General features: G+C 37.8%; 13 protein-coding genes and 1 tRNA gene. 5 read left to right on the top strand and 9 right to left on the bottom strand.

Annotated elements, in window-relative coordinates; genetic code table 11:
• Nucleotides 1-477 precede the first annotated feature (477 nt).
• A complete protein-coding gene (locus IWA51_RS02780) occupies nucleotides 478-1,644 on the top strand; it encodes an ATP-binding protein (protein WP_198443079.1) in 1,167 nt (388 codons plus the stop codon).
• A 470-nt stretch (nucleotides 1,645-2,114) separates the two neighbouring features.
• Here the strand turns inward: IWA51_RS02780 and IWA51_RS02775 are convergent, their stop codons facing one another.
• The gene (locus IWA51_RS02775) at nucleotides 2,115-3,389 is read right to left on the bottom strand and encodes an ATP-binding protein (RefSeq protein ID WP_198443077.1); all 1,275 of its coding nucleotides are present in this window, start codon (nucleotides 3,387-3,389) and stop codon (nucleotides 2,115-2,117) included.
• A 154-nt stretch (nucleotides 3,390-3,543) separates the two neighbouring features.
• Here IWA51_RS02775 and IWA51_RS02770 point away from each other — a divergent pair, with 154 nt between their 5' ends.
• The 3 genes from IWA51_RS02770 to IWA51_RS02760 all read left to right on the top strand — a co-directional run bounded on the left by IWA51_RS02770 (nucleotide 3,544) and on the right by IWA51_RS02760 (nucleotide 4,674).
• Nucleotides 3,544-3,756: a hypothetical protein gene (locus IWA51_RS02770; RefSeq protein ID WP_198443075.1), complete on the top strand. Its 213-nt coding sequence runs from the start codon at nucleotides 3,544-3,546 to the stop codon at nucleotides 3,754-3,756.
• 160 nt (nucleotides 3,757-3,916) lie between these two features.
• Complete coding sequence (locus tag IWA51_RS02765) at nucleotides 3,917-4,102, top strand: hypothetical protein (RefSeq protein WP_177812550.1); 186 nt, start codon at nucleotides 3,917-3,919, stop codon at nucleotides 4,100-4,102.
• The gene (locus IWA51_RS02760; protein WP_198443074.1) at nucleotides 4,099-4,674 is read left to right on the top strand and encodes a hypothetical protein; all 576 of its coding nucleotides are present in this window, start codon (nucleotides 4,099-4,101) and stop codon (nucleotides 4,672-4,674) included. The genes IWA51_RS02765 and IWA51_RS02760 overlap by 4 nt, the downstream gene beginning before the upstream one ends.
• A gap of 319 nt (nucleotides 4,675-4,993) precedes the next feature.
• Here the strand turns inward: IWA51_RS02760 and IWA51_RS02755 are convergent, their stop codons facing one another.
• The 5 genes from IWA51_RS02755 to IWA51_RS02735 all read right to left on the bottom strand — a co-directional run bounded on the left by IWA51_RS02755 (nucleotide 4,994) and on the right by IWA51_RS02735 (nucleotide 17,203).
• Nucleotides 4,994-7,687, bottom strand: a complete 2,694-nt coding sequence (locus IWA51_RS02755; RefSeq protein ID WP_198443072.1) for a pullulanase-associated domain-containing protein — start codon at nucleotides 7,685-7,687, stop codon at nucleotides 4,994-4,996.
• A gap of 68 nt (nucleotides 7,688-7,755) precedes the next feature.
• Nucleotides 7,756-10,983 (bottom strand): alpha-amylase family glycosyl hydrolase, encoded by a 3,228-nt coding sequence (locus IWA51_RS02750; protein WP_198443070.1) that lies wholly within the window; start codon nucleotides 10,981-10,983, stop codon nucleotides 7,756-7,758.
• A gap of 17 nt (nucleotides 10,984-11,000) precedes the next feature.
• A complete protein-coding gene (locus IWA51_RS02745) occupies nucleotides 11,001-13,364 on the bottom strand; it encodes an alpha-amylase family glycosyl hydrolase (RefSeq protein WP_198443068.1) in 2,364 nt (787 codons plus the stop codon).
• Between the two features lie 112 nt (nucleotides 13,365-13,476).
• Nucleotides 13,477-14,748: a hypothetical protein gene (locus tag IWA51_RS02740; RefSeq protein WP_198443066.1), complete on the bottom strand. Its 1,272-nt coding sequence runs from the start codon at nucleotides 14,746-14,748 to the stop codon at nucleotides 13,477-13,479.
• A gap of 142 nt (nucleotides 14,749-14,890) precedes the next feature.
• Entirely contained in the window at nucleotides 14,891-17,203 is a 2,313-nt protein-coding gene (locus tag IWA51_RS02735) for a glycogen-binding domain-containing protein (protein ID WP_198443064.1), read from the bottom strand.
• Between the two features lie 469 nt (nucleotides 17,204-17,672).
• Here IWA51_RS02735 and IWA51_RS02730 point away from each other — a divergent pair.
• Nucleotides 17,673-17,745: transfer RNA gene (locus tag IWA51_RS02730), tRNA-Thr, on the top strand.
• A gap of 388 nt (nucleotides 17,746-18,133) precedes the next feature.
• Here the strand turns inward: IWA51_RS02730 and IWA51_RS02725 are convergent.
• From IWA51_RS02725 to ftsH, 3 genes are all read right to left on the bottom strand, one after another.
• Entirely contained in the window at nucleotides 18,134-18,340 is a 207-nt protein-coding gene (locus IWA51_RS02725) for a hypothetical protein (RefSeq protein WP_198443062.1), read from the bottom strand.
• Nucleotides 18,341-18,617: 277 nt separating this feature from the next.
• Nucleotides 18,618-19,430 carry an Rpn family recombination-promoting nuclease/putative transposase gene (locus IWA51_RS02720; RefSeq protein ID WP_268969397.1) on the bottom strand — a complete coding sequence of 271 codons (813 nt, stop codon included), beginning with the start codon at nucleotides 19,428-19,430 and terminating at the stop codon, nucleotides 18,618-18,620.
• 866 nt (nucleotides 19,431-20,296) lie between these two features.
• Entirely contained in the window at nucleotides 20,297-22,459 is a 2,163-nt protein-coding gene (gene ftsH, locus IWA51_RS02715; protein ID WP_198443058.1) for an ATP-dependent zinc metalloprotease FtsH, read from the bottom strand.
• Nucleotides 22,460-22,543: the final 84 nt, after the last annotated feature.

Below are 22,543 nucleotides of genomic sequence, written 5' to 3'. Positions count from 1 at the left end.
CGCACGCCGTTACAGAAGAGAATCTGCAGCAGCGTGCGTTAACGCATACGAATTGAATTTTACCGCAAGTTAAAACCTGCACAATTCATTTTTATTTCTTAAGAATTACAAAAGATTTTGCAGGAACACTTGCAGGAACAGCAGCGTCAGTAGGAATACCTGAAGAAACATCTACGGAATTTGTGTAACCTGTTGCATCTTCTATAGCGACATCCGCGTCTGTTGCGTTAAAGTATACGAGGAAGTCGCCTGCTGTGTATTTTGTTACACCTTTTCTTTATAAATTTCTTCCATTGTGGATGTATCATGAACACCCATAAGGTCAAAGCGGAATCCATTGATGTGATAATCTGTCATCCAGTGTTTAAGAGATTCAATCATATTTTTTAATGAAAAGGATTAAAAAGAAAACTTGACAAAAAGTATGTAATTTATATAATCAATTATAGGTTTTACATACTTTTTTAAAGGTTGAATATGGAAAATAAATTTATTGAAAGAAAAATAGAAGAAAAACTCTTAAACTTAATAAAAACTTTCCCTATTGTTACTCTAACAGGTTGCAGACAATGTGGAAAATCAACATTACTTAAAAAACTTTTTCCTGATTGGAAATACGTTTCTTTAGAAGATTTAGATTTTCGACAAATTGCAACAAATGATCCTCGATATTTTTTAAGTCTTTATCCAGAAAAAACAATTTTTGATGAAGTTCAACGCGTTCCAGATTTATTTTCTTACATTCAAAGTCATATTGATGAATTAGACAAAACAGAAATTTACATTCTTTCCGGTTCTCAAAATTTTTTACTGATGAATTCAATTTCTCAAAGTCGTGCAGGTCGATGTGCAATTTTAAATCTGTCAACTTTTTCAATAAGTGAACTTAAAAATGCTTCTTTACTCAAAGAAAATATTGACGAATGTCTTTGGACAGGTTTTTACCCAAGAATTTATAATCAAAATCCTTCTCCACACGATTTTTATCGTTCTTACATAAAGACTTATATTGAAAGAGATGTTCGTGAATTAAAAAATATTTCAGATTTATCAGTTTTTCACAAATTCATATGTTTATGTGCCGGAAGAACTGGTCAAATCTTAAACACAACAGAACTTGCAAATGAAACTGGAATTTCTGTTTTAACTGTAAAATCATGGCTTTCAATTCTTGAAACAAGTGGAATAATTTTTTTACTAAAACCTTATTATAAAAATTTTGGAAAACGCTTGGTAAAATCTCCAAAACTATATTTCTTTGATTCAGGATTAGTATGTTCATTACTTGGAATGGAAAATTTTCAACAAATCCAAACGCATTATTTACGTGGAGGAATTTTTGAAAATATGATAATCAGCAATTACATTAAAGAATGTTTTTTCAAAGGAAAAAATCCAAACGCATATTTCTGGAGAGATTCAAACGGATTGGAAATAGACCTATTGATAGAAGAATTTAATACTATAAAATTATTTGAAATAAAATCATCAAGCACAATAAATGAAAAATTCTTTAATTCTTTAAATAAAATTTCAGATTTATTTAAAATATCAAAACAAAATATAAATGTCCTTTACAGTGGAGAACAAACTTTTCCTGCAACACCCACTCACGGAGGCTACATTTCTTGGAAAGATTGGTAAAATTTTATAATTTTTTTCAAAGAACAATAAAACAGAAAACACATTTTTCCGTTTAATTTACAGCACTTTTTATAAATGCAAAAGATTAAAAAGAAAAAGAAGAAATCTTGACAGTCAGGTTTTCTGGCAGTTGTGACTTCTGCTGCTTGTTCCATCATTTTTGCGGCTATGTTCTGGCCGCTTCTCTGGTGTGCCTATCCTCTAACCATTTTCCCGCTTTTTTCCAGTCGGCTTATGACTTGAATATACTTGTATTTGATGTATATAAATCACTGGGAAAAACAAAAAAACATATTTTTTACTCGACGTTTGTATTTAAATTTGAATGCTCCATTAAAGACTGGTATTGATAATGAAAAGCAATATGAGTTTCGTTTTTTTGTCACACTGATTCAAAATTGCTACACAGTTTTTTAAATGAGATTTTTATATTTTGTTGGTAAACTTGGCAAAAATAATTTACAAAAAAATTAATTTTTTAGACAACAAATCGGAACAACTAAAATTCCATCTTCTCTTTTATACGCATAATCTCCAACAGCCGTAAGAACCATTAAAAATGAAGGTTCTTTCATTTTTGTTGTGTCAATTTTTTGAGAAAGAGATTTTAGTGTTTTTATTCCTTCAGAAATTAAATGTTCTCCACCTAACTTAATTTCTATTAATCCATAAGAACCATTTCGTAAATGAATAACAGCATCACATTCTAGTCCAGTCTTATCTCTAAAATGATAAACTGTTCCTTCCAAAGAATCTGCATAAACTCTTAAATCTCTTATGCACATAGTTTCAAATAAAAGACCAAATGTATTTAAATCTTGTATTAAATCTTTTGGACCTAAGCCTAAGCTTGCAACAGCAATAGAAGGATCAACAAAATATCTTGTATCGCTTGTTCTAATTGCACTTTTACTTCTTAGATTTGGATTCCAAGCACTCATATCTTCTATTACAAAAATTTTTTTTAATGCTTTTATATACGACAAAGTCGTATTTTCTGAAAGATTACTGTCATCATTTGCACTAATATCTTGTGTTATGGAAGCAATGCTGGCTTGAGTTCCTTGATTACGAGCATAAGAACGCATTAAAAGTTTTGCTCGCTCACTATCTCGTTCAACATTATCTACTCTAGAAATATCTTCTTTTACAACAGCATCATAATAATCAAAAGCTAAATGTAAACTGGCTCTTTCTTTTTTATCAATTGAAGCTGGCCAACCACCACGACAAACAAAAAAAGCAATATCTTCTAATTTTTTATTATTGATTCCTGAAATATCAGTTTTGCCTTCAAATAATTCAGTTAAACTTACTTGACCATTAGAATCTTCTGATTCCCAAAGACTCATAGGTCTCATCATAATCCAAGAAAATCGTCCTGTTCCTGTATGCCTTTTTTTATCACTATCATTTGGAATCGCAGAACCTGTTAAAATAAATTGTCCTTCCTTTTTTCTATGATCAACTTCAAATCTAATAGAATCCCAAAGATTCGGAGCTAATTGCCATTCATCAATAAGACGAGGATTTTCTCCTTGAAGTAACAGTTTTGATTGAATTTTTGCAAGTTCCAAATTTTGCTGAATAGAATCTGGATCATTCATATATAAAATGCTTTTAGCTTTTTGCTCTGCAGTTGTAGTTTTTCCACACCACTTTGGTCCTTCAATAACAACAGCACCTGTTTCTTCTAATCTATAATCTAAAAGCGTATCATAAATTCTTTTTCTATATTTTTTCATAAAAATATTATAAACTTTGTTGGTTAATTTGACAATCTTTTATTGGTGAATTTGGCAGATTTCTGTTGGTAAAATCGGCAGGTTTTATTCAAAAAACTTCTGAATCAATAATATCAGTTTTTAATTTCTTAAAAAATGAATATTTATTATCTTTGTGAAAAATATTGAATATTCCGACAAAAATAAACCGCAGTTCCGGGAACATGGAAACCGTGAAACAGGAGCTGCGGAAACCGTTTTTGTGGCGGCTTACGACATGAATACACTTGTATTTGATGTATATAAATCACTGGGTATCATTTTCATTATTTTATCAATAGTACGATATATATTTGCAGATATCTTTTGGATAAAAGTATTTATGTAAAAGATAAATGTAATTACAATTTACATAATGCATGCGTTTTCAAGGCATCCACTATTTTTGGAACACCACTTCCAGCACTTTTTGGGAATGCTATAGATTAAAAAGAAAAAATCTTGACATTTGTGATTATCTGTATAATATTTATGTTAGGAGGTGTTATATGAGATACCACGATAAAAAATACTTTGATGAATTGAATAATGGAGATAATCCGATTGCGTATATTCTTAATATGCCAAAACCTGATTTTACAAAGATGGATCAGGAAGCAAAAGAATTTGAAGAATGGATTAAAAAAGAACACGCTAAAGAACGGGAACTTTTAAGGAAACTTTCAAAACAATGATTGCAGAATTTCAAGTTTTAGACACAGAAGATTTTTATATTGAACATTTACTCGACGACCAGGAAAATATTGAATTGATAAAGTCATTTTCTGTCCCGAATAATGCGATAGGTCTTGAAAATTATCTGAAAAATCAATCAATTTTAGATGAAAAAGGAAATAATTGTCGAACATATCTTATAAAAGATAAATCAACAAATGAACTAGTTTCCTATTTTTCAATAAAAACTGGTCTTATAACAATGCAACTTCATAAAGAATATTTTGAATCAATTCCAGCTATTGAACTTTCTAATTTTGCTGTTAATCATGTATACAGACAAAAACATCCGGAAATTTCAAGAATTGGAAGTTATTCTTTTAAATATTTTATTTTGCCTTTAGTTCGATGTTTATCAAAATTTGTGGGAATAAATTCTTTATATATTTATGCCCTGCCACAAGAAAAACTTATTGAACATTACAAAACTTTAGGATTTGCACGGCTTCCTCAAAAACAGGAAAAATTTGTTCAATACCATGTAAAACCAAAATACGATGAAGGCTGCATTTTTATGGTTCAAAGTTTATAATAACTCCTAACTATAATTTTTTTTCAAAGAACAATTTTAACCAATTTTTTTAATCAAAATATTTTTTAATAAAACCTTCTATTTTTGAAATACCTTCATCTAAAAGATTTTACAAATTCTACAATTAAGGCTTTATCTACATTTGAATATTTGAATTCTTAACTCCCAAGTTTTTTCTTTTTTTTAAGCCAATTAAATAACTGTTAAATTAACACACAAAAAAAACGCACGCCGGTACAGAAGTATAATCTGCAGCGGCGTGCGTTAACGCATACGAATTGTTTTACAAAAGCAAGTCAGGACCTGCTTTTGTCATGCATTATTTTTTAAGAATTACAAATGATTTTGCAGCAACACTTGCAGGAACAGCAACTTCTGTAGGAGTACCTGAAGATACATCTACGGATTTTGAGTAACCTGTTGCATCGATAGCGACATCCGCTTCTGTTGCGTTAAAGTATACGAGGAAGTTGCCTGCTATGTACTTTGTTACACCAGTTTTAACTGTAGTTGCACTTGCAGAAGTGTTTGCTCCGAATGCAGATGGGTTTGCTTTTCGAAGAGCGATTAAACCTTTGTATGTATTGTAAACATCGGAGTAAGTGTCTTTAAAGGTGAGGTCGATGGCATTTTTCTGATCACTAGACTTGTAGCTATTTTCATCACCGCGCTTTGTTCTCAGGAATTCCTGGCCGCCGTTAATAAACGGAGTACCCTGACTTAAGAATACATAGGCAGCGGCAAGTTTATCCTGCTCTCTGACAGTTGCAAGACCCTCTGCACCAATCTTTGTAAATAAATTACCTGTAGTTACTTTGTCAGTATCATTCAGTGTCTGCCAGTAAGAAATAGCAAGTTTGTCAAACAGTGTATAGTTGTCATGGCACTCAACATAATGAAGAGCAAGCCCCGGCTTTCCTGTTGGATTGCGTTTATTCTTTCCTGTATCTCCAACAAGACCTGTTATAATACCACTGTCATTGTATGTTCCCTGGACTTGTCCATGTTTGAAACCACCGAATTCGGCACCCTTAATTGCATCGCGGAAGTCATCATCAAAGGCAGCAACACCAAAGTCTCCGGCATTGATAGCACCTGTCATTCCGTCTGTAACTGCACAATCACCGCCAGTCCATGGTTCACCGTATACCATTACCTTCGGGTCAATTTCTTTAAGAGCATTGTAGACTTCTGTCATTGCTTCTTTTGAGTGAACACCCATAAGATCAAAGCGGAATCCGTTAATATGGTAATCTTTCATCCAGTGCTTGAGAGATTCAATCATATAAGAGCGGAACATAGGAGCTTCAGAGTCAGTTTCGTTTCCACAGCCGGAACCGTCTGAATATGAGCCGTCTTCTTTCATTCTGTAGTAGTAATACGGAATTGTAGAATCATAGAGAGAATACTCTCCAGTACCGCTTGTATGGTTATAAACAACATCCATATTTACAGCGATACCTGCTTTATGAAGTGCAAGAATCATTTCGCGCATTTCCTTAACAGCCTGGGTACCATCTGTATAACCTTCAGTTACATAGCGTCCTTCAGGTACATTATAGTGATAAGGATTGTAACCCCAGTTGTAGTTTTTATCAGCATTCTTTTCTGCATAATCAAACATAGGAAGAATCTGAACATGAGTTACGCCCAACTCCTTAAGATGATTAATAACAGCATCTGAATTTGCAATATCAAGGAATTTGCCTGTTGAATCAGTTACTGTGGCACGGCTCCAGTCACGGATATGCATTTCATAAATTACAGCATCTGTATACTCACCTGAGAACGGATTTCTATATGCACTTTCCCAACCTGCCGGCTGAGTTTCTGCATCATTGATATCTGCAATCTGGGCTGCTACAGAATCACCGCTGGCAACTTTTGCATAAATATCGCAAACATCTCTTGTTACACCTTCATTTGTAATTCTGAACTTATAATATTTGAATGAAGAAACATCAACGTCAGAAACGCTCCAGATTCCATATTCGTCAGAAGTCATTTTTACAACAGAATCTTCTGTTACCAACTGAGATGAGTCCTTAAACAACAAAAGCTGAACATCACTGGCAACAGGTGCCCATGTTTTGAATGATGCTTTTGTTCCGTTAAGAGTCAGACCAAGATCTGTTCCTTTATAAATATAATCTTTATATGCAGCTTTAATAGCGGCAATTTTTGAAACCTTCACTCCGGCCTCCGGCTTGAATATTGAATTCTTTACATACCATTCTTTTTCCAAATCAATATCTGAAGAAAGTTTCAAAAGAAGAGTATCTGCAAAGTTTCTGTTACGATTGTTCTGTGCATTATAATTAAGAACATCATTTACAGCAATCTCTGTACCGTCAGCTGCAACAACTGTAAATCCGTTGCTTGAAGCCGAAGTTTCAAGTCCGTATTTTACAGATAGAGATACTTTAATAGAATCTTTAGTAACAGCAGAAGCAGCTGCAATTGTCGGATCATATGAATCAGAAACAATATACAAAGTAGGATCTTTTGTCAATGTCAAAAAATGCATTCCTTCTGACATATCCATAAACTGGTCACCATCAGGATCTTTTGTCCATCCTGAATCGCGGATAATTTTTCCCATTTTTCCTTTTTCTTTAATGCAAGCCATAAGTTTTGTATCACTTGCACAAAGTTCGCTTATATTCCAGTAAGCAATTGTAGTTCCATCAATAGTTTTTGTCTTTGCTTTGCCTGCTGTTAAATCATAGCCGTTCTGTCCTTCACTGGTTCCGTCTGGCCAAAGCCAGAGACCATATTTAGAATAATCAGAATCTGCTCTTTTGTAGAAAATAATTAAATTTTCATTCTTAGGGTCAAGTTCAGACGCTGCTTTTGCGGATGCTAAAAGTACAGGATCAGGAGTTCCCAGGGTTCCGACTGCCACATCAGGACCATCAGGCTCTTCAGTTGTTCCATTGGGACATCCTATCATACATATTGATGAGGCTGCCACAAGCGCGAGGAATGCTTTTGTCAAAACATTCTTTTTCATAAGTTTCCTCCAAATACGAGTGACGCGCAGCTATTAACCCACGCGTCTATATTTATCACTCCACTTTTTTATTTAATAATAATTACAGAATCAGTTTCATCTACAACTGCAGGACAGTTATCTTTAGGTATTGAACCTGTTCCGAATTTCCAAGTTTCTGGCTCTCCATCTATCATTCCGCGCGGACTTCCCATGTCGAAGTCAAAGTTGTTAATGTAGATTTTGTAACCGTCAATATTTTTTGGATAACCAATAGAGGCTGCACTGATTGTAAACCAAATCATTCCGGGTTTATCTTCCCAAACAGAACCGATTTCAGGAGAATAGTCAGACCAGTCCAAATCTTTTTCTACTATATCTTGACCGGCTTCTGCAGAAAGTTTTTCCCAGGCAACAGCAGGTGTATTTTTTGGTGCAGGAGTTACAGCCTTTCCAAGAGAAGTTTCTGTTGCTCCTTCTTTAGAGTAATATCCGCTTCCCCAACCGTTGCACTGATACATATAATCCCACTTGCCGAATGAGTCCGGAAGTTTGTAATTATTTTTTGGATGATATTCGCATCCGTCATCATCACCGTCAGAAATAAAGATAAAGAAAACAACATGATCAAAGAAATTGGAACCTGGATCCCAGCTTCTTGAAATTGAATTCATCTTTACTCCAAGACGAATATCATTACCGCTTCTGTAAACATCAACACCTTCTATATCAAACTGTCCCTTGAAGGTCTTTTCTGTTGGTTTTTTAAGAATTCCCTTTGCAATTCCAACACCGTTGTCATCATTCTGAGGATCTATGATTTTAGCTATAAGTTTAAACGGTCTTTCAATAGTAAAATATGATGTTTCAGAATAACACGTAATTCCGTCAACAATCTGAATAAGTTGAATAGAAATTTTTCCGTTAGAATATGCACCCACATTCATATTTACAGAAAATTGAGTATTGGCTGTTGCTTCAATACCTGTAGCAAGAGAATAGTCACCGTTAAGAACAAGCTTAACAGTTCCTGTAACAGAAGAAGTTCCTTTTATTGTAATTTCGTTTTCTGTTACATTTTCTGTAGGAACACTGTCAACTGTAAGAGTACATTCTGCCTGTGTAATTTCTGCACCGGCTTCTGTAAGAATATAAATTGCACAACTGTTTGCAGGAACAACAAGTTTTACATTACCTTTTGTTCCGTCAGCAGTAGCTGTAAATGATTTTGTAATCTGAGTTCCAGTTGCTGGGCATACAGAAACGCCTTCGTAAGGAACAAGTTCAAATTTATCTCCTGCAGCAAGATTGCGGTAAGAGGCATCAAGAACTTTATCTGTAGGTGCTGTATTCATAATATAAATTGCTTTGTTTCCAACACCTGCAAGGAATTTTTTGGGATCATCAGGATCACTTTCACGAACTATATATGCAAGAATTCCAGCACTGTCATCTGTATCCTGCAAAGTATACAAACTGTTGTAGCGGAACACGCGGTTTTCTGAGCGCATTTTGTTAAGGTTCGTAAAATACTTGTACCAGTCATTGGTTGTATCAAACTTGTCTTCTGTCTGTTTTAATCCCGGTGAAAGATAACTTCCTGCAAACATACCGGCACGACATTCTCCGTCAAAGCCCTGTTCAGAACCATAATAGACCTGCGGAATTCCAGGAATTGTATAAATAATTCCGTAAGCAGCCTTCATTAACTCTGTGTTGCCCTTCATTGTCTGACCCCAGCGGTCTGTGTCATGATTGTCAATGAAAGTTACAAGTCTGTTAGGATCGGCATAATAGCCTTTAGTATAGCGTTTAGCGAGAATCGAAGAAATTGCACTTGTCTTGCTTCCAGAACTGATTGTATCTGTAATTACAAATTTAAGCGGAAAGTAAATCATACCGTCCATTCTGGGATTACCGCTTTCATCTTTTGTATAACTGCCAACAAGAGTTTCGCTGGTATCCCACGCTTCACCAAAGTTTATAAAATCACTTTTTCCCAATGACTTTCCGTATGCTCTTACACCCATGTTTCCGGGTTCAGTTGAATTTATAAAATCATTGAAGAAATCAGGTTCAACATATTTTGCAGTATCAATTCTGTAACCGTCAATTCCACACTTGTCAATCCAGTATCTGAAATATCCGCGAAGAAGATTTCTTACAACAGGATTTTCTGTAACCATATCATCAAGGTCGCTGGAAGAATGGGTATACATTGTAGCCTGGTTTGTAAAATCACTGATTCCGGGATTGTAATGATAGAATGCATTGTTTTTGAATTCATCTGCTGTAAGGTCATTCAAATTATTCAATGCCCACGGAAGCTGTTCAGGATGATTGAACGGAACTGATTTTGGTTCAAGATAAAAGTCACTTTCTGAAATATTTCCTTCAGAAGCTTTTACCATGTCATATGTAAATTCTTTGTTGATTTTCTGATAATCACCTGTATGGTTTACAACAATATCCTGAATTACATAAAGTCCCATTTTGTGGGCTTCTTTTACAAACCGCTGGTACTGCTCCAATGTGCCCATATGGGAATCAACTTTTGTAAAATCACTTGCCCAGTATCCGTGGAAGCCGTGATAATTACTTTCTGCAATCTGACATTTTACAGGAGGTGTCATCCAAATTGCAGTGAATCCCATATCTTTTATATACTTAAGTTTCTGGCGCACACCTTCAATGTCTCCTCCATTATAGCTGGAAGCAGGTTGTCCGGGAAGAACTATACTTTCATCGTAAGCATTGCCGTTTTGATCTTTAAGTCCCTGAACTTTATCGTTTGATGTGTCGCCGTTAAAGAATCTGTCTGTAAGAATAAAATAAATTGACTGATCCTGCCAGTTTTCGCTTGCCGGATTATCAGGACTCATTGGACCCGAAAAATCTGTTGAACGGTCAGTATCAAAGTCAAAACATGTCATTGCATAATTTTTTGAACCGTCTGATTTTACAGCCATCGTTCTAATTATACACTGTTCAGAAACCTTGAAAGGCTCTGTATATTTTGTAGAATTTTCTGTCGGTTTTGAATTTTTTACAGCTTTCTGCCAGGCTGTTTCATCCCATTTACCGTCTGTTCCGATTGCAGGTTTTAAAATTGTATAATAAATGGCAGTTGAACCTTCACAACTGATTGTTACAGTTTGCTCTTCTTTATAAAAACCACCTATTGGACTAAACTGCGGATATGTTACTTTTGTAGTAGGGGTTTCAGGACTGGGTGCATTCGGTTCTGAAGTGTCATTTTTGCACGAGAAGAATCCAAGCGCAAAAACAGCAGTAAATAAACACAATAATTTTTTCATGTAAATCTCCCTTAAAATCAATTACTTGCAATAACTTCAGCACTTAATGAAAGTGCTGAAACATCAATTGTTAAATTAACAGAATCTCCAGGCATACAGGTGATGGCTATCTGTCTGTTATTATCCGTCAAAGTTATATTCTCCGATTTACTCCAACTACCAAAAGACCACTGATTATCCCAACTTGAATTCGTAACAATTTTTAATTCAAGTTTAGAAGAATCATCACCCAATGCAATTGAAGAAGAGTTTATACAGTTACTTACTGAAAGTGTTTTTGTCTCTCCCGAACCCACGGAAATAACATTTTCTGTAAGAGACCATCCGTTTGCATCACCGGGAAAACTTACATTCTCTGAAGAACTGCCGGCCTTAAATGTTATATTTAAAGTTCCTGAAGAAGCAGAATAAGGATTCGTGTCATACCAAGTTCCGGTTATTTTACCATTTTCAAAACCTGAAGGAACAAACCATCCGTTACCGGTTCTGGAAAGATCTACTGTCTGTGATGAACCTGAGTTGTTGAAAATCAGACTTGCATTTGCAGCATTCGGTATTGTAAAAGAATACCAGCCGTCAGAATCTGACTGCATTGAATTTCCTGGCCATGCAACAGGCGTTGACGTGTGACCATTCAAATTCCAGTAATAACAGTTTACGGCAGACCAGTTTGTAATCGAATTATTATAGAAGTAAACCGTCATTTCATTTAAGGCCGAAGTTGTTGCAAGAATCACCACTTCATTTTCAGAAAGTTCAAAAGAAGCTGTTCCGCCTGTAACTGTTACTGAATCTCCTCCAAGGACATCTGTGTAAACTCCGTCAGGAAGACTTAGATTTGAAATAGATTGATTTCTATACGAACCTTTATTTGCTACAACAACTACAACATCAGAACCGTTCTTTCTTTCGTAAGCGATAATATTATCATCAACCCATTTTTCTGTATAAGAACCCTTTTGCAAAGCTGTATTTGTCTGCCTTAAATTAGAAAGAGAACGAATAATATTACATGCTCTAGTTTCTGTATTAAAAGAAGGCATCATTTCTCTATTGTAAGGATCACTTCCAACTTGTCCAAAAGAATTAGTAGTAAAATTAGCTGTATATTGTTCCGTTCCATAATAAATACAAGGAACTCCTCTAATTGTCATAGTTATTGCAAGTCCAAGATCTGTACGTGCGGCAGCATAACTTTCGCTCATACCGGCGCTATTTCTTAGAACAGTATTGATTCTTGGCATATCATGATTATCGAGAAATACAACCTGTTTAAGAGGATTGCTCCAGTAAGATTCACGGTCAGAAAGATATGCAGCCAAAGTTCTCATGGTTGCGGAATTTTTCAAAACACTTTCTATTGTTGAACGGTACCCGAAATCAAGAAGACTGCAGCCTGAATTATTCGCAAAATACTGCCCTTCTGTATTAAGTCCTGTAGCCCAGGCACCGGCATCCATCCATTCTCCAAAAAAGAATATATCTCTGCCGGTTCTTGTTTTCATATCGCTTACAAGAGAAGTTGTGAATGAAGTGTTCATGTGCTTTACGGCATCAAGTCTTACACCGTCTACACCTCTGTTAAGCCAGAATTCGAGTGCATCTGCAAGATAGCTGTAAGTAGCAGAATTATCCTGATTAAAATCTGACAAATTAAAAAGATTTTTATAACGACAATAATATGGATCATCCCATTCTGTATCACCAATTCCGCCAAGTCTGTGATACCAGGAACCTGACGTATCTGTAAGATAATCAGTCAGTTTATCTGTACTTATTATTTCTCCTGACGTATTATAATTCGTTTTATACAGACTGCCGTATTCAGCTTCATCATTTGGATTGGAATGGTTTGGAGCATAGTCCAAAATCAGTTTCATATTGTAAGGAGAAGAATGCATTTTTGAAACAAGGTTGTCAAAATCATTCCATGTTCCCCAGTGTTCGTCTATATTAAAATAATTTTTTCCCCAATAACCGTGATATGGAGAGTCACCAGCATTAGTGGGCGTATCGATTGCTTCTACCAGAGGAGTTACCCAAATTGAATTGATACCAAGATTTTTAAGGTAATCAAGCTTATTATTAACTCCCTGAAGATCTCCACCCCAATATTTTTTCCAGTTTGTTTTTGTTGAATCATACTGAGCAGGATTCAAACCGGCATTGTTTGTACTGTCACCATCAGAAAATCTGTCTACAAATAAAAAATAAATTACATCTTTCTGATAATCATCTGAAGACTGTTCAAGAACAGATCTTGAAACCGAAGCATTATAATTCTGTAAACTCCCATCCTTTTCATTATGAATTACAGAACATCCAGCAAAAAGAAAAATACTAGCACAACAAAGAAGAACAAGTTTCTTAAAAGTTTTCATACATTTCTCCTGTCAGATTAAAGTCTAAAACAACATACACAGGTGTATACAAAAAACAGGGATTTCCATAAGAAATCCCTGTTTAACTAATCAATTACTGTGTTTACAGAAATTATTGTTTTGTTACAGTAACTTTTTCATTTAATGCATTAATAGAAATCTTGTAAGTACAACTTTCTACACTTGTAATTTCACAAGTAAGATTATCTGTTGGTTTTAATACTAAATTAGCTTCTGCAGTAAAGTTTTCCAAAGAATCAGCTGCAACAGGTTTGAAACTCCAAGAAAGATCTTCACCTGGTTTTGCAACAGAAACAACATTCCATTTTTCATTAAATGTTGCAACTCCATCAACTCCAGCTACAGGAATATTAGCTTTAAGTGTTGCATTTGGTTCTGATTTCCATTCTGCCATTGGCCAACCGTTAGGCCATGTACTACCCCAGAACTCACCGTTAATCCAAGCAGCATTACCTTCTTCAAGTCCTGTAATTTCAAAAGTTAATGTATATGAACATATTTCTTCGATTTTTACAGAAACTACTTTTTCTGGAGTTGTCTGGATATAAACACGATATGGAGAACCTACTTTGAGTCCTGAAACTTTGAAGTTATCTTCTTCAGCACCGTTGAGTTCAACATAACCTGCTTCTGCTGCAATTGTTACACCAGAACCCTTCTGTTTATTCTTCCAAGATGAATCGTTAATTCCCATTTCACCTTCAGTTGCTACTGCAACTATATCTTTTGTATAAGTTACAATACCTGTTTTTTTATCAACAGAAGCACCATAAATTAAGTTAGCAGGACCAAAGCTCCAAAGATTTGTCATATCACCAATTTTGAAACAACTACCAACTAGATAGAGTCCATCAAAATAGTATGGAGTTGGAGCAGATTCTGCAGGTTTTCCGCCTTCTTTGGTTAGTTCAATTTTACAAGAAAGTGTTTTTGTGGAAGGATCATCTATTTTAACAGTAATTCTATATTCTGAATTTATAGAAAGACCTGAAATTTGAACATGTGTTGGATCCGCTTCTGTAGAATAAACCATTTTTTGTAAATCACAACCAGGTTCTATTTTTGTAGTCTCAGCAGCTTCAGGTACCCCTGCACTGTTATTTCCACACCATCTGGTGGCCCACTTATCAAATACTTCTTGAACAGAAAACTGCGCAGTTTCTTCAGTTGCAACAAATGTATATGTATATGTTGATTCATCTACTTCAGTCATTTTTGCAGCGATCCAGTCATTAATTGAACCAATAATTCCTGCATCTTGTAAAATTGTACCATCTGGTTTATCGTGCAAGTCACCAGAACAACCAGCAAATCCAAAAAGAAGAGCCGCAGCGGCAATTACGCTTGTTAATATTTTTTTCATTTAGTTTCTCCTAAATGTTGTTTATTAGATTTCAAAGAAATCTTAAAGTTTGATTTGAAAAGAATTATTTTTTTAGTGGTGGTTTCGACAAGCTCAACCACCACACAATTTATAAATAACTCGCTTTCAAAGATTTATTAGATTAGATATCCCAGCGGATACCTACACGGAATGCTCCGCGTCCGTCATACCAGTCTACCGGGTCAATGCATCCTACACCTTCCTTCTCGTGACTTCCGTTTACGTTAGCGCGGTCAAGGTTAAGCTGATCCTGTCCGTCGCCAAAGTGCTTGTACGGGTCCATGTTGTAGCAGAACTGTGTGTAGAAAGTTGGCTTTGCAAGTTTTGTAAACTGCTTTGAGAATCCGACTGCAAATGCAAACGGGTTGTTCTCTTTTTCTACGAATTTTTTTCCGTCTTCTGTAGACTTAACTGTGCGAAGACCGAATGCTACGCTTGCCTTCATGCTCATAGGAAGTGTAACCTGTCCAACCAATGTGTTGAACATGCGTGCTCCGTTAGAGTCATCGTAACCGTAGTTAACATCAAGAGCCTTTACTACGTCTCCAATGTTTTTCCAGTTGAATGTAAGACCTGCGCGCTTGAAAGCAAATTCGCTGTCAGAGCAGCCGTACTTCTCGCCAATGTAAGAAGATCCGTCTTCTACTTTGTAGTTCTTGTAATAAAGGTCTCCGTAAGCTGTGAATGTCATGTCATCAAGAGTGTAAGCAACAGTCGGTGTAACTGCAACTTCCATTCCGCTTTCGATTCCGTAGAGCGGTTCGTAGTTTCCACTAAAGCGGTCGTTGTACCAACTTACCTTATCAAGTTCTGCTTTCCAGCCTGCTGCAACTTCGTCTTTCATACCAATCTTTTCGAGTGGCATTTCTACAGAAGCGTTAAGTCCAATGTTAAGACCAATGTCTTCGTTGTTGTAGTATCCGTTGACTGCAACGCGCTGGCTGTTTGCTACACCAAGCATGTTGCTAAGGTCAAAGGTTCCGTCGTCATGGTTCTGGCGAACATAGAGAAGAGAAGCCTGTGCTCCGCGCATGCGGTATTCAACTCCTGCTCCCCAAACCTTGTCGCTGTCCTCGTAAGAAAGCTGTACGTTTCCTGCAAGGTTCTGGAGTCCGTTTTCTGTATTGCGGTACCAGATATCTGTTGAATATCCTGACCAGTCAGCAACGCTGGAAGCTCCGTCTGCCTCGAGATCTGCACTTGACTTCTGGTGTGTTGCAAAAAGAGCCTGTGCTGCAACCTTAAGTCCAAGGTCTGCAAACTTTGCCTTTGCACCAACGATAAAGTCATGTTCTACCGGGTCATCAAAAATGAGTGTTCCGTCATAAGCACCGTTTGACTGGAGGTCTACTACAACGTCTCCGTTGAGCATAGAAGCACCGAGCCATCCGATGTATCCGTATTTTGTTCCCTTGCGGTCTGCTGTCTTGTTGGGAATGAAACCTGCATCAAGAGTTACACCAGAGTCTGCAAAAAGATTATTGATTTTGTCGCCTGTGCTGAATGATGCAAATCCACCAACGTGGTTGTAACCTGCATCCCAGTTACCGTCGACTGTCTTCCAGATAACCGGCTGGCGAACTTCCATCTTTGCATAGTTGAATCCTGTGTAATACTTTACCCATGCAGTGTCAAAACCAAACTTAAGGTGTCCAAGGAACGGGTTTGTTCCGGGTCCTTTAGCTCCACTGTTGGAATTGTCTGTTGCATTTGCAAGATAAGCTACAGGGCTGCTGAGAAGGTCAGAACCAAGCTGCTTGAGTCCGTCTACAGGGTCAATTTCCCAGTCATTGGAATCAGTCTTCTTTGCAACATATGTTACTTTCTTTTCTCCTGTATAGTCTTCAATTTCGCGCTCTGCAAGGGCGATTTCTACATAGAAAGGAACTCCGGGGAGTGCGTTTCCTGTAAGTTTATTGTAAGACTTGAGACCAACAGACTGGCTGTCAAAATCAAACCCCTTCTTTGTCTTGTCTACAGCACCCTGTGTCTTGAAGTTTGACTGGGTTCCGAGCATTGTCCAAGAAATGAATTTAATTCCGGACTTCTTTGCTCCGCTGTCTCCGCCACCCTGTGCTGCAACGAGTGTGTCTACGTCTACGAGACCGTTCTTTCCGCCGAATCCGTCATCTACAGTATCGGGTGCTTTAAGGTCTGCTGTCCAGTTTCCGTCAGAAATGAACTTATACTTCATGATAGTTCCGGCCGGAACTACTTTTGTCATTGTAAAGCCCTTGTCGGTCTTTGTCATGGCTTCTGCGCCATCCTGCCAGTTATTAAAATCTCCGGCAAGAAGAACTTCTGTAGCACGAGGGTTTCCGTAGAAGAATGTTACTTCTACCTTACCGTCGTCACGCTTCTTTACAGATACGTCAGCGAAAACAGCTGCTGAAAGCACCAGTAAAGTTGAGATGAAAGCAATAATTTTTTTCATCCTTTCCTCCAATTTTTTCTTTGGTTCGAATCCGACCACTTTTCGGATTTTTTAAACCGTGCCGTAATATTAAGTCATACTATTTTGACTGTCAAATTTTAAGCACGATTTTTATAATTTTAGTGTGATGTATGATTTTTAGAATAGTTTTAGATACTTTTATTATATTTATATTACAACACCCGCCAATTTTCAGGAGCAGCATTTTTTGATGAAGTAGTTATTTAGAATTTAGAAATATTAATTCATACTTTTATTATATATTTGTAATTCAAGGGCAAAATTCGGTTAACGCAGGTTACAGAAAAATCATTTTTTTTATAAGAAAAAACAAATTTTTATTTTTTCACACAAAAATCGGAATCGTTTCCACCCATCGCTTTGGTACTATTTTCACATGCCGCGGACACTTAAATTTCCTGAATCTTGACGTAAACGAAAGAAAATTGTTATAATAAGAAAATAAAGTGCCAACTTAGCTCACCTGGTAGAGCAGCGCCCTCGTAACGCGCAGGTATTCGGTTCAAGTCCGGAAGTTGGCTTTTAGTTAAGGTACTTACATGTCTGTAGGTACCTTATTTTTTTGTTAACGAAAAAAATATTGAACCGAATAGCGGAGTGAGCGCGTGGCAAGTGCCACGAAAAGGCGACACGATGTCGCCGTCAGCGAACGCAGCCGCCCGGAAGGAGCACACACGGACGTGTGCGACTGGAGGGTTCGGTTCAAGTCCGGAAGTTGGCTTTTAGTTAAGGTACTTACATGTCTGTAGGTACCTTATTTTTTTTGTTAACGAAAAAAATATTGAACCGAATAGCGAAGTGAGCGCGTGGCAAGTGCCACGAAAAGGCGACAGGATGTCGCCGACAGCGAACGCAGCCGCCCGCAGGGAGTGCACAGGACGTGCACGACCGGAGGGTTCGGTTCAAGTCCTATTTTTTCTCTTTAAGCGCGGTAACCTGTTCTAAACTAAGGCCTGTCACTTTGGTAATCTGCTCAAGAGAAAGACCTATTTCTATCAATCCACGTGCAGTCATCAATATACCTTCCTGCCGTCCTTGAGCCATTCCCAGCGCTATCCCTTCTTTGCGACCCTGCGCTCTTCCTTGTGATAACTTGTCGTAATCGTGTAAATTCATTGCCCTGTATTCGTCCCTGAACAGTTCGTTCCTCTTAAGGAGGCAATCTCTAAAAATCCAGCAAACTGGCTTTTTAGAGATTGCCGTCGAGTTTCAAGTCGCTATAATATCGCGACTTGAAACATCGCATTTCAAAGTTGTCTCTAAAAATTGCAATTTTTAGAGACTCCCGATAGTTTTTCTACAGTATGCGCAATGCGTTCTACCAGAGCATCGTTTTCTGCAGAATTTCCGCTGCCCACGTACTTCATAAATGCACGCAAGCCCGCGTCTTGTTCTACTTCTTATCTTTAAGCGCGGTGACCTGTTCCAGACTAAGGCCTGTCACTTTGGTAATCTGCTCAAGAGAAAGACCTATTTCTATCAATCCACGTGCAGTCATCAATATACCTTCCTGCCGTCCTTGAGCCATTCCTTTCTGAAGCCCTTGCGCTATTCCTTCCTGGCGTCCCAGCGCTATTCCTTCTTTGCGACCTTGCGCTCTTCCTTGTGATAACTTGTCGTAATCGTGTAAATTCATTGCCCTGTATTCGTCCCTGAACAGTTCGTTCCTTTTAAGTTTTTCTACAGTATGCGCAATGCGTTCTACCAAAGCATCGTTTTCTGTAGAATTTCCGCTGCCCACGTATTCCATAAATGCACGAAGGCTTGCGTCGCTTTCTTCTTTACTCTGTTCCAAATTATAAACTATCCAGTGCGAATTGTCACCTGCGCTTATACCTTCGCTTGTACGCTCAAATTTGTAAACACTGCGTTTTTCTTTGTACGGCACTTTCTTGCACAAAAACAGGACATAACTTTCCTTAAGTACGTCATACGGATTCCCCTGCGTAAGGTGGTCTATGTCTATCATGCTCTGGTAATAGCGCATTCTCTTTCCGAGTGCTGCCACCGGTGTCGTCTGTATTTCTACATCGAAGACTGTTGTGCTATTTTCTACGTAGACATCAAGCCGTACGCCGTGAGTGCTGTAATAAGGCGCAATTACTTTCTGAAGCTTCGGGTATTTAATCTTACCGACCTTTATTCCCAAAAGCCGCTCAATCACACCTGCACAAATTTCTCTGTCCTGCATCACTTTCCCGAACATGAAGTCATCCGCAAAAGTCAATTCTTCTATAGGTTTAATTTTTCTTACCTGCCTATATTTTATTTAACACATTTGTGTCTACTATATATATAGGCTTTGATTTGTTGTTTTGGATAAAATTTATGCTAACTTTTTTAGGAAATTTTTGAACTTTGATTTGTTGCGTAATGTAAGCGTATTTGTAAACGCAACGTCCGCGCGGGAAGACGTTGCCTTTAAAAAGATACCCCTTAGCAAAAGTATTTCATGAACAACTCAAATAGCGTTGTTCATGAAAACTTCAGTTGTTGCACAACTGCCCTTATTAACGTGTACGCTCTCGCGTACGAATTGTACTCAATCGCAAGTTGATACTTGCTCAATCGTACAATTTTATGGAAAGTATTTCATGAACAACTCAAATAGCGTTGTTCATGAAAACTTCAGTTGTTGCACAACTGCCCTTATTAACATGTACGCTCACGCGTACGAATTGTACTCAATCGCAAGTTGATACTTGCTCAATCGTTCAATTTTATGGAAAGTATTTCATGAACAACTCAAATAGCGTTGTTCATGAAAACTTCAGTTGTTGCACAACTGCCCTTATTAACGTGTACGCTCACGCGTACGAATTGTACTCAATCGCAAGTTGATACTTGCTCAATCGTTCAATTTTATGGAAAGTTAAAATGCGCGAAGGAGGACGGGGAAGTATGAAATGATTTGTTTTTTAGCGTCGCGAAGCGACATACAAGTATTTTGGACATTTTAGAGAAATTTCAACAAACATTTATTGAGCACAACAAGAATTCCTGATATAAAAAAAGGCCCTGAACCAAACCGGAACAGGGCCTTTGAAAAAACATTTGTCAGACAAGTCTGTCTTATTTATCTTCTTTTTTTGCTGCAGGCTTTCTTCCACGGCGGGCAGGTTTTGTTTCTGCGCCCGCGTCTTTTTCTGCGGCAGAAGTTGCTTTCTTTGAAGAAGCACGCTTTCGCGCCGGTTTTTCTTCTGTTACTGCAGGAAGATTTTCTGCGCCACCATTCTGTTGGGCAGCAGCATTCGCGGTTGCCGCCGACTCCAGTTCCTTGCAGTGGTCTTCTGCTTTGATTATTTCCATGAATTCCTTGCCGTCCATGGTTTCTTTTTCAAGAAGGCGCGAAGAAATATAGTCAAGCAGTGTTTTGTGTGACTCAAGAAGCGAAAGAACGTGTGTATAGCGCTCATCCATTACACGCGCAATCTCGTCATCAATAAACTTCTGCGTATCTTCACTGAATTCACGTACAAGAACAGGTTCGCTGCCGGCGTTACCCAGCACACCCTTACCGAGCGTCATATTGCGAAAGCGGTCGCTCATTCCAAAATCAATTATCATGCGCTTAAGAATATTTGTAGCCTGAGCAATATCGTTTGATGCTCCTGTAGAAATATCACCGAGTACAATCTGTTCGGCAGCGCGTCCTCCAAGAAGAGCGTCTACTTCGTTAAGCATGTCTTTCTTTGTCTGGAAGTTCTTCTCTTCTTCTTCGCGGTACTGGGTGAATCCGCCGACACCATGGCTACGAGGAACAACCGTAATCTTGTTTACAGGCGGATAATCCGGAGTAAAGGCACCGACAAGGGCATGTCCTGTTTCGTGAACAGAAACAAGGCGCATTTCCTTTTCATTTTCCTTGCGCGTCTTTTTCTTGAGACCAATGCTTACTTTATCTATTGCTTCGTTAAAGTCGTCCATGCATACTTTCTTGTGTCCGTTGCGTACAGCAAGAAGCGCAGCTTCATTAACCACGTTGGCAAGGTCTGCGCCGGCAAATCCTGTAGTTCCGTGTGCTATAGAAACAAAATCCACATCGTCATCGAGCTTTACATTCTTTGCGTGAATGCGCAGAATCTGTTCGCGTCCCTGAACGTCAGGCTTTTCTACCGGAACCTGTCTGTCAAATCTTCCAGGTCTAAGAAGTGCCGGGTCCAGAATGTCAGGGCGGTTTGTGGCTGCAAGAATAATAAGCCCCTTTTCGTTGTCAAAACCGTCCATCTCTACAAGAAGCTGGTTAAGAGTCTGTTCGCGCTCGTCGTTTCCGCCAAGATTGTTTACACGGCTCTTGCCGATGGCATCAAGTTCGTCAATAAAGATAATGCACGGAGCCTTTTCGCGGGCAGTTCTGAACAAATCACGCACACGGCTGGCACCTACACCGACAAACATTTCAACAAAGTCAGAGCCGCTTATTCTAAAGAACGGAACGCCTGCTTCTCCTGCAACAGCGCGGGCAAGAAGTGTTTTACCTGTTCCCGGAGGTCCTACAAGAAGAACACCCTTCGGAATCTTACCGCCAATATCAGTATATTTTTTTGGGGATTTAAGAAAATCAACAACTTCCATAAGTTCCTCTTTTGCTTCATCAACACCGGCTACATCAGAAAAACGTGTTTTTACCTTGCCTTCATCAACAGCCTTTGACTTGCCGCCGCCGCCAAGAATAGAACCCATGCCTCCCATTCCGCCGCCCATTTTGCGGAAGATAAAGAAGTACATAAGGAAAATAAAGCCAAACGGAATTATGAGATTAAGAAGAAGCTGTATAAAATAATTATTCTGTCTTGTAACAAACTTGTAGTCCACGCCCTTTTCGTCAAGAAGTTTTATAAAACTTTCCATAAGGACGCCGCTTGTCTTGTACACTTCTGAAGAATCGGCCTGGCTTCCCAAAAACGGAAAATTCTTTTGTGCAGCCGGAACAGAAGCGTTTGAACCGTAGCCTATAAAATAATTTTCGCCCAGTTCTACGCGGACAATTTTTCCCTGTTCTACATAATTTCTGAATTCAGAAAAGTCAATAAGATTGTCAGGGCGTGATACAAAAAGAAGATTTACTACTGCAAGAATTCCCACAAGAACCAGTAGCATTGTCCAGAACGGCATCTTTTTTGGCTTTTTGTCGTTGCTGCCCTTTTTGTCGTCTTTTGGATCATCTATCGAAAGCTTAAAAAAGTCGTAAGGATCATTGTCCTTTTTTTTATTGTCATCCTGTTCGTTGCTCATTGTTACCTCAAACTTTGCTATTCGTATATTATACAATATAAGAAAGTTTTTGTCTTTAGCACGCAAGCCACAGAGCCATAACGA

This window comes from Treponema peruense (genome assembly GCF_016117655.1).
GTDB lineage: Bacteria > Spirochaetota > Spirochaetia > Treponematales > Treponemataceae > Treponema_D > Treponema_D peruense.
Note: the sequence above shows the minus strand (reverse complement) of the source record. Positions and strands in the feature narration are given on the sequence as shown.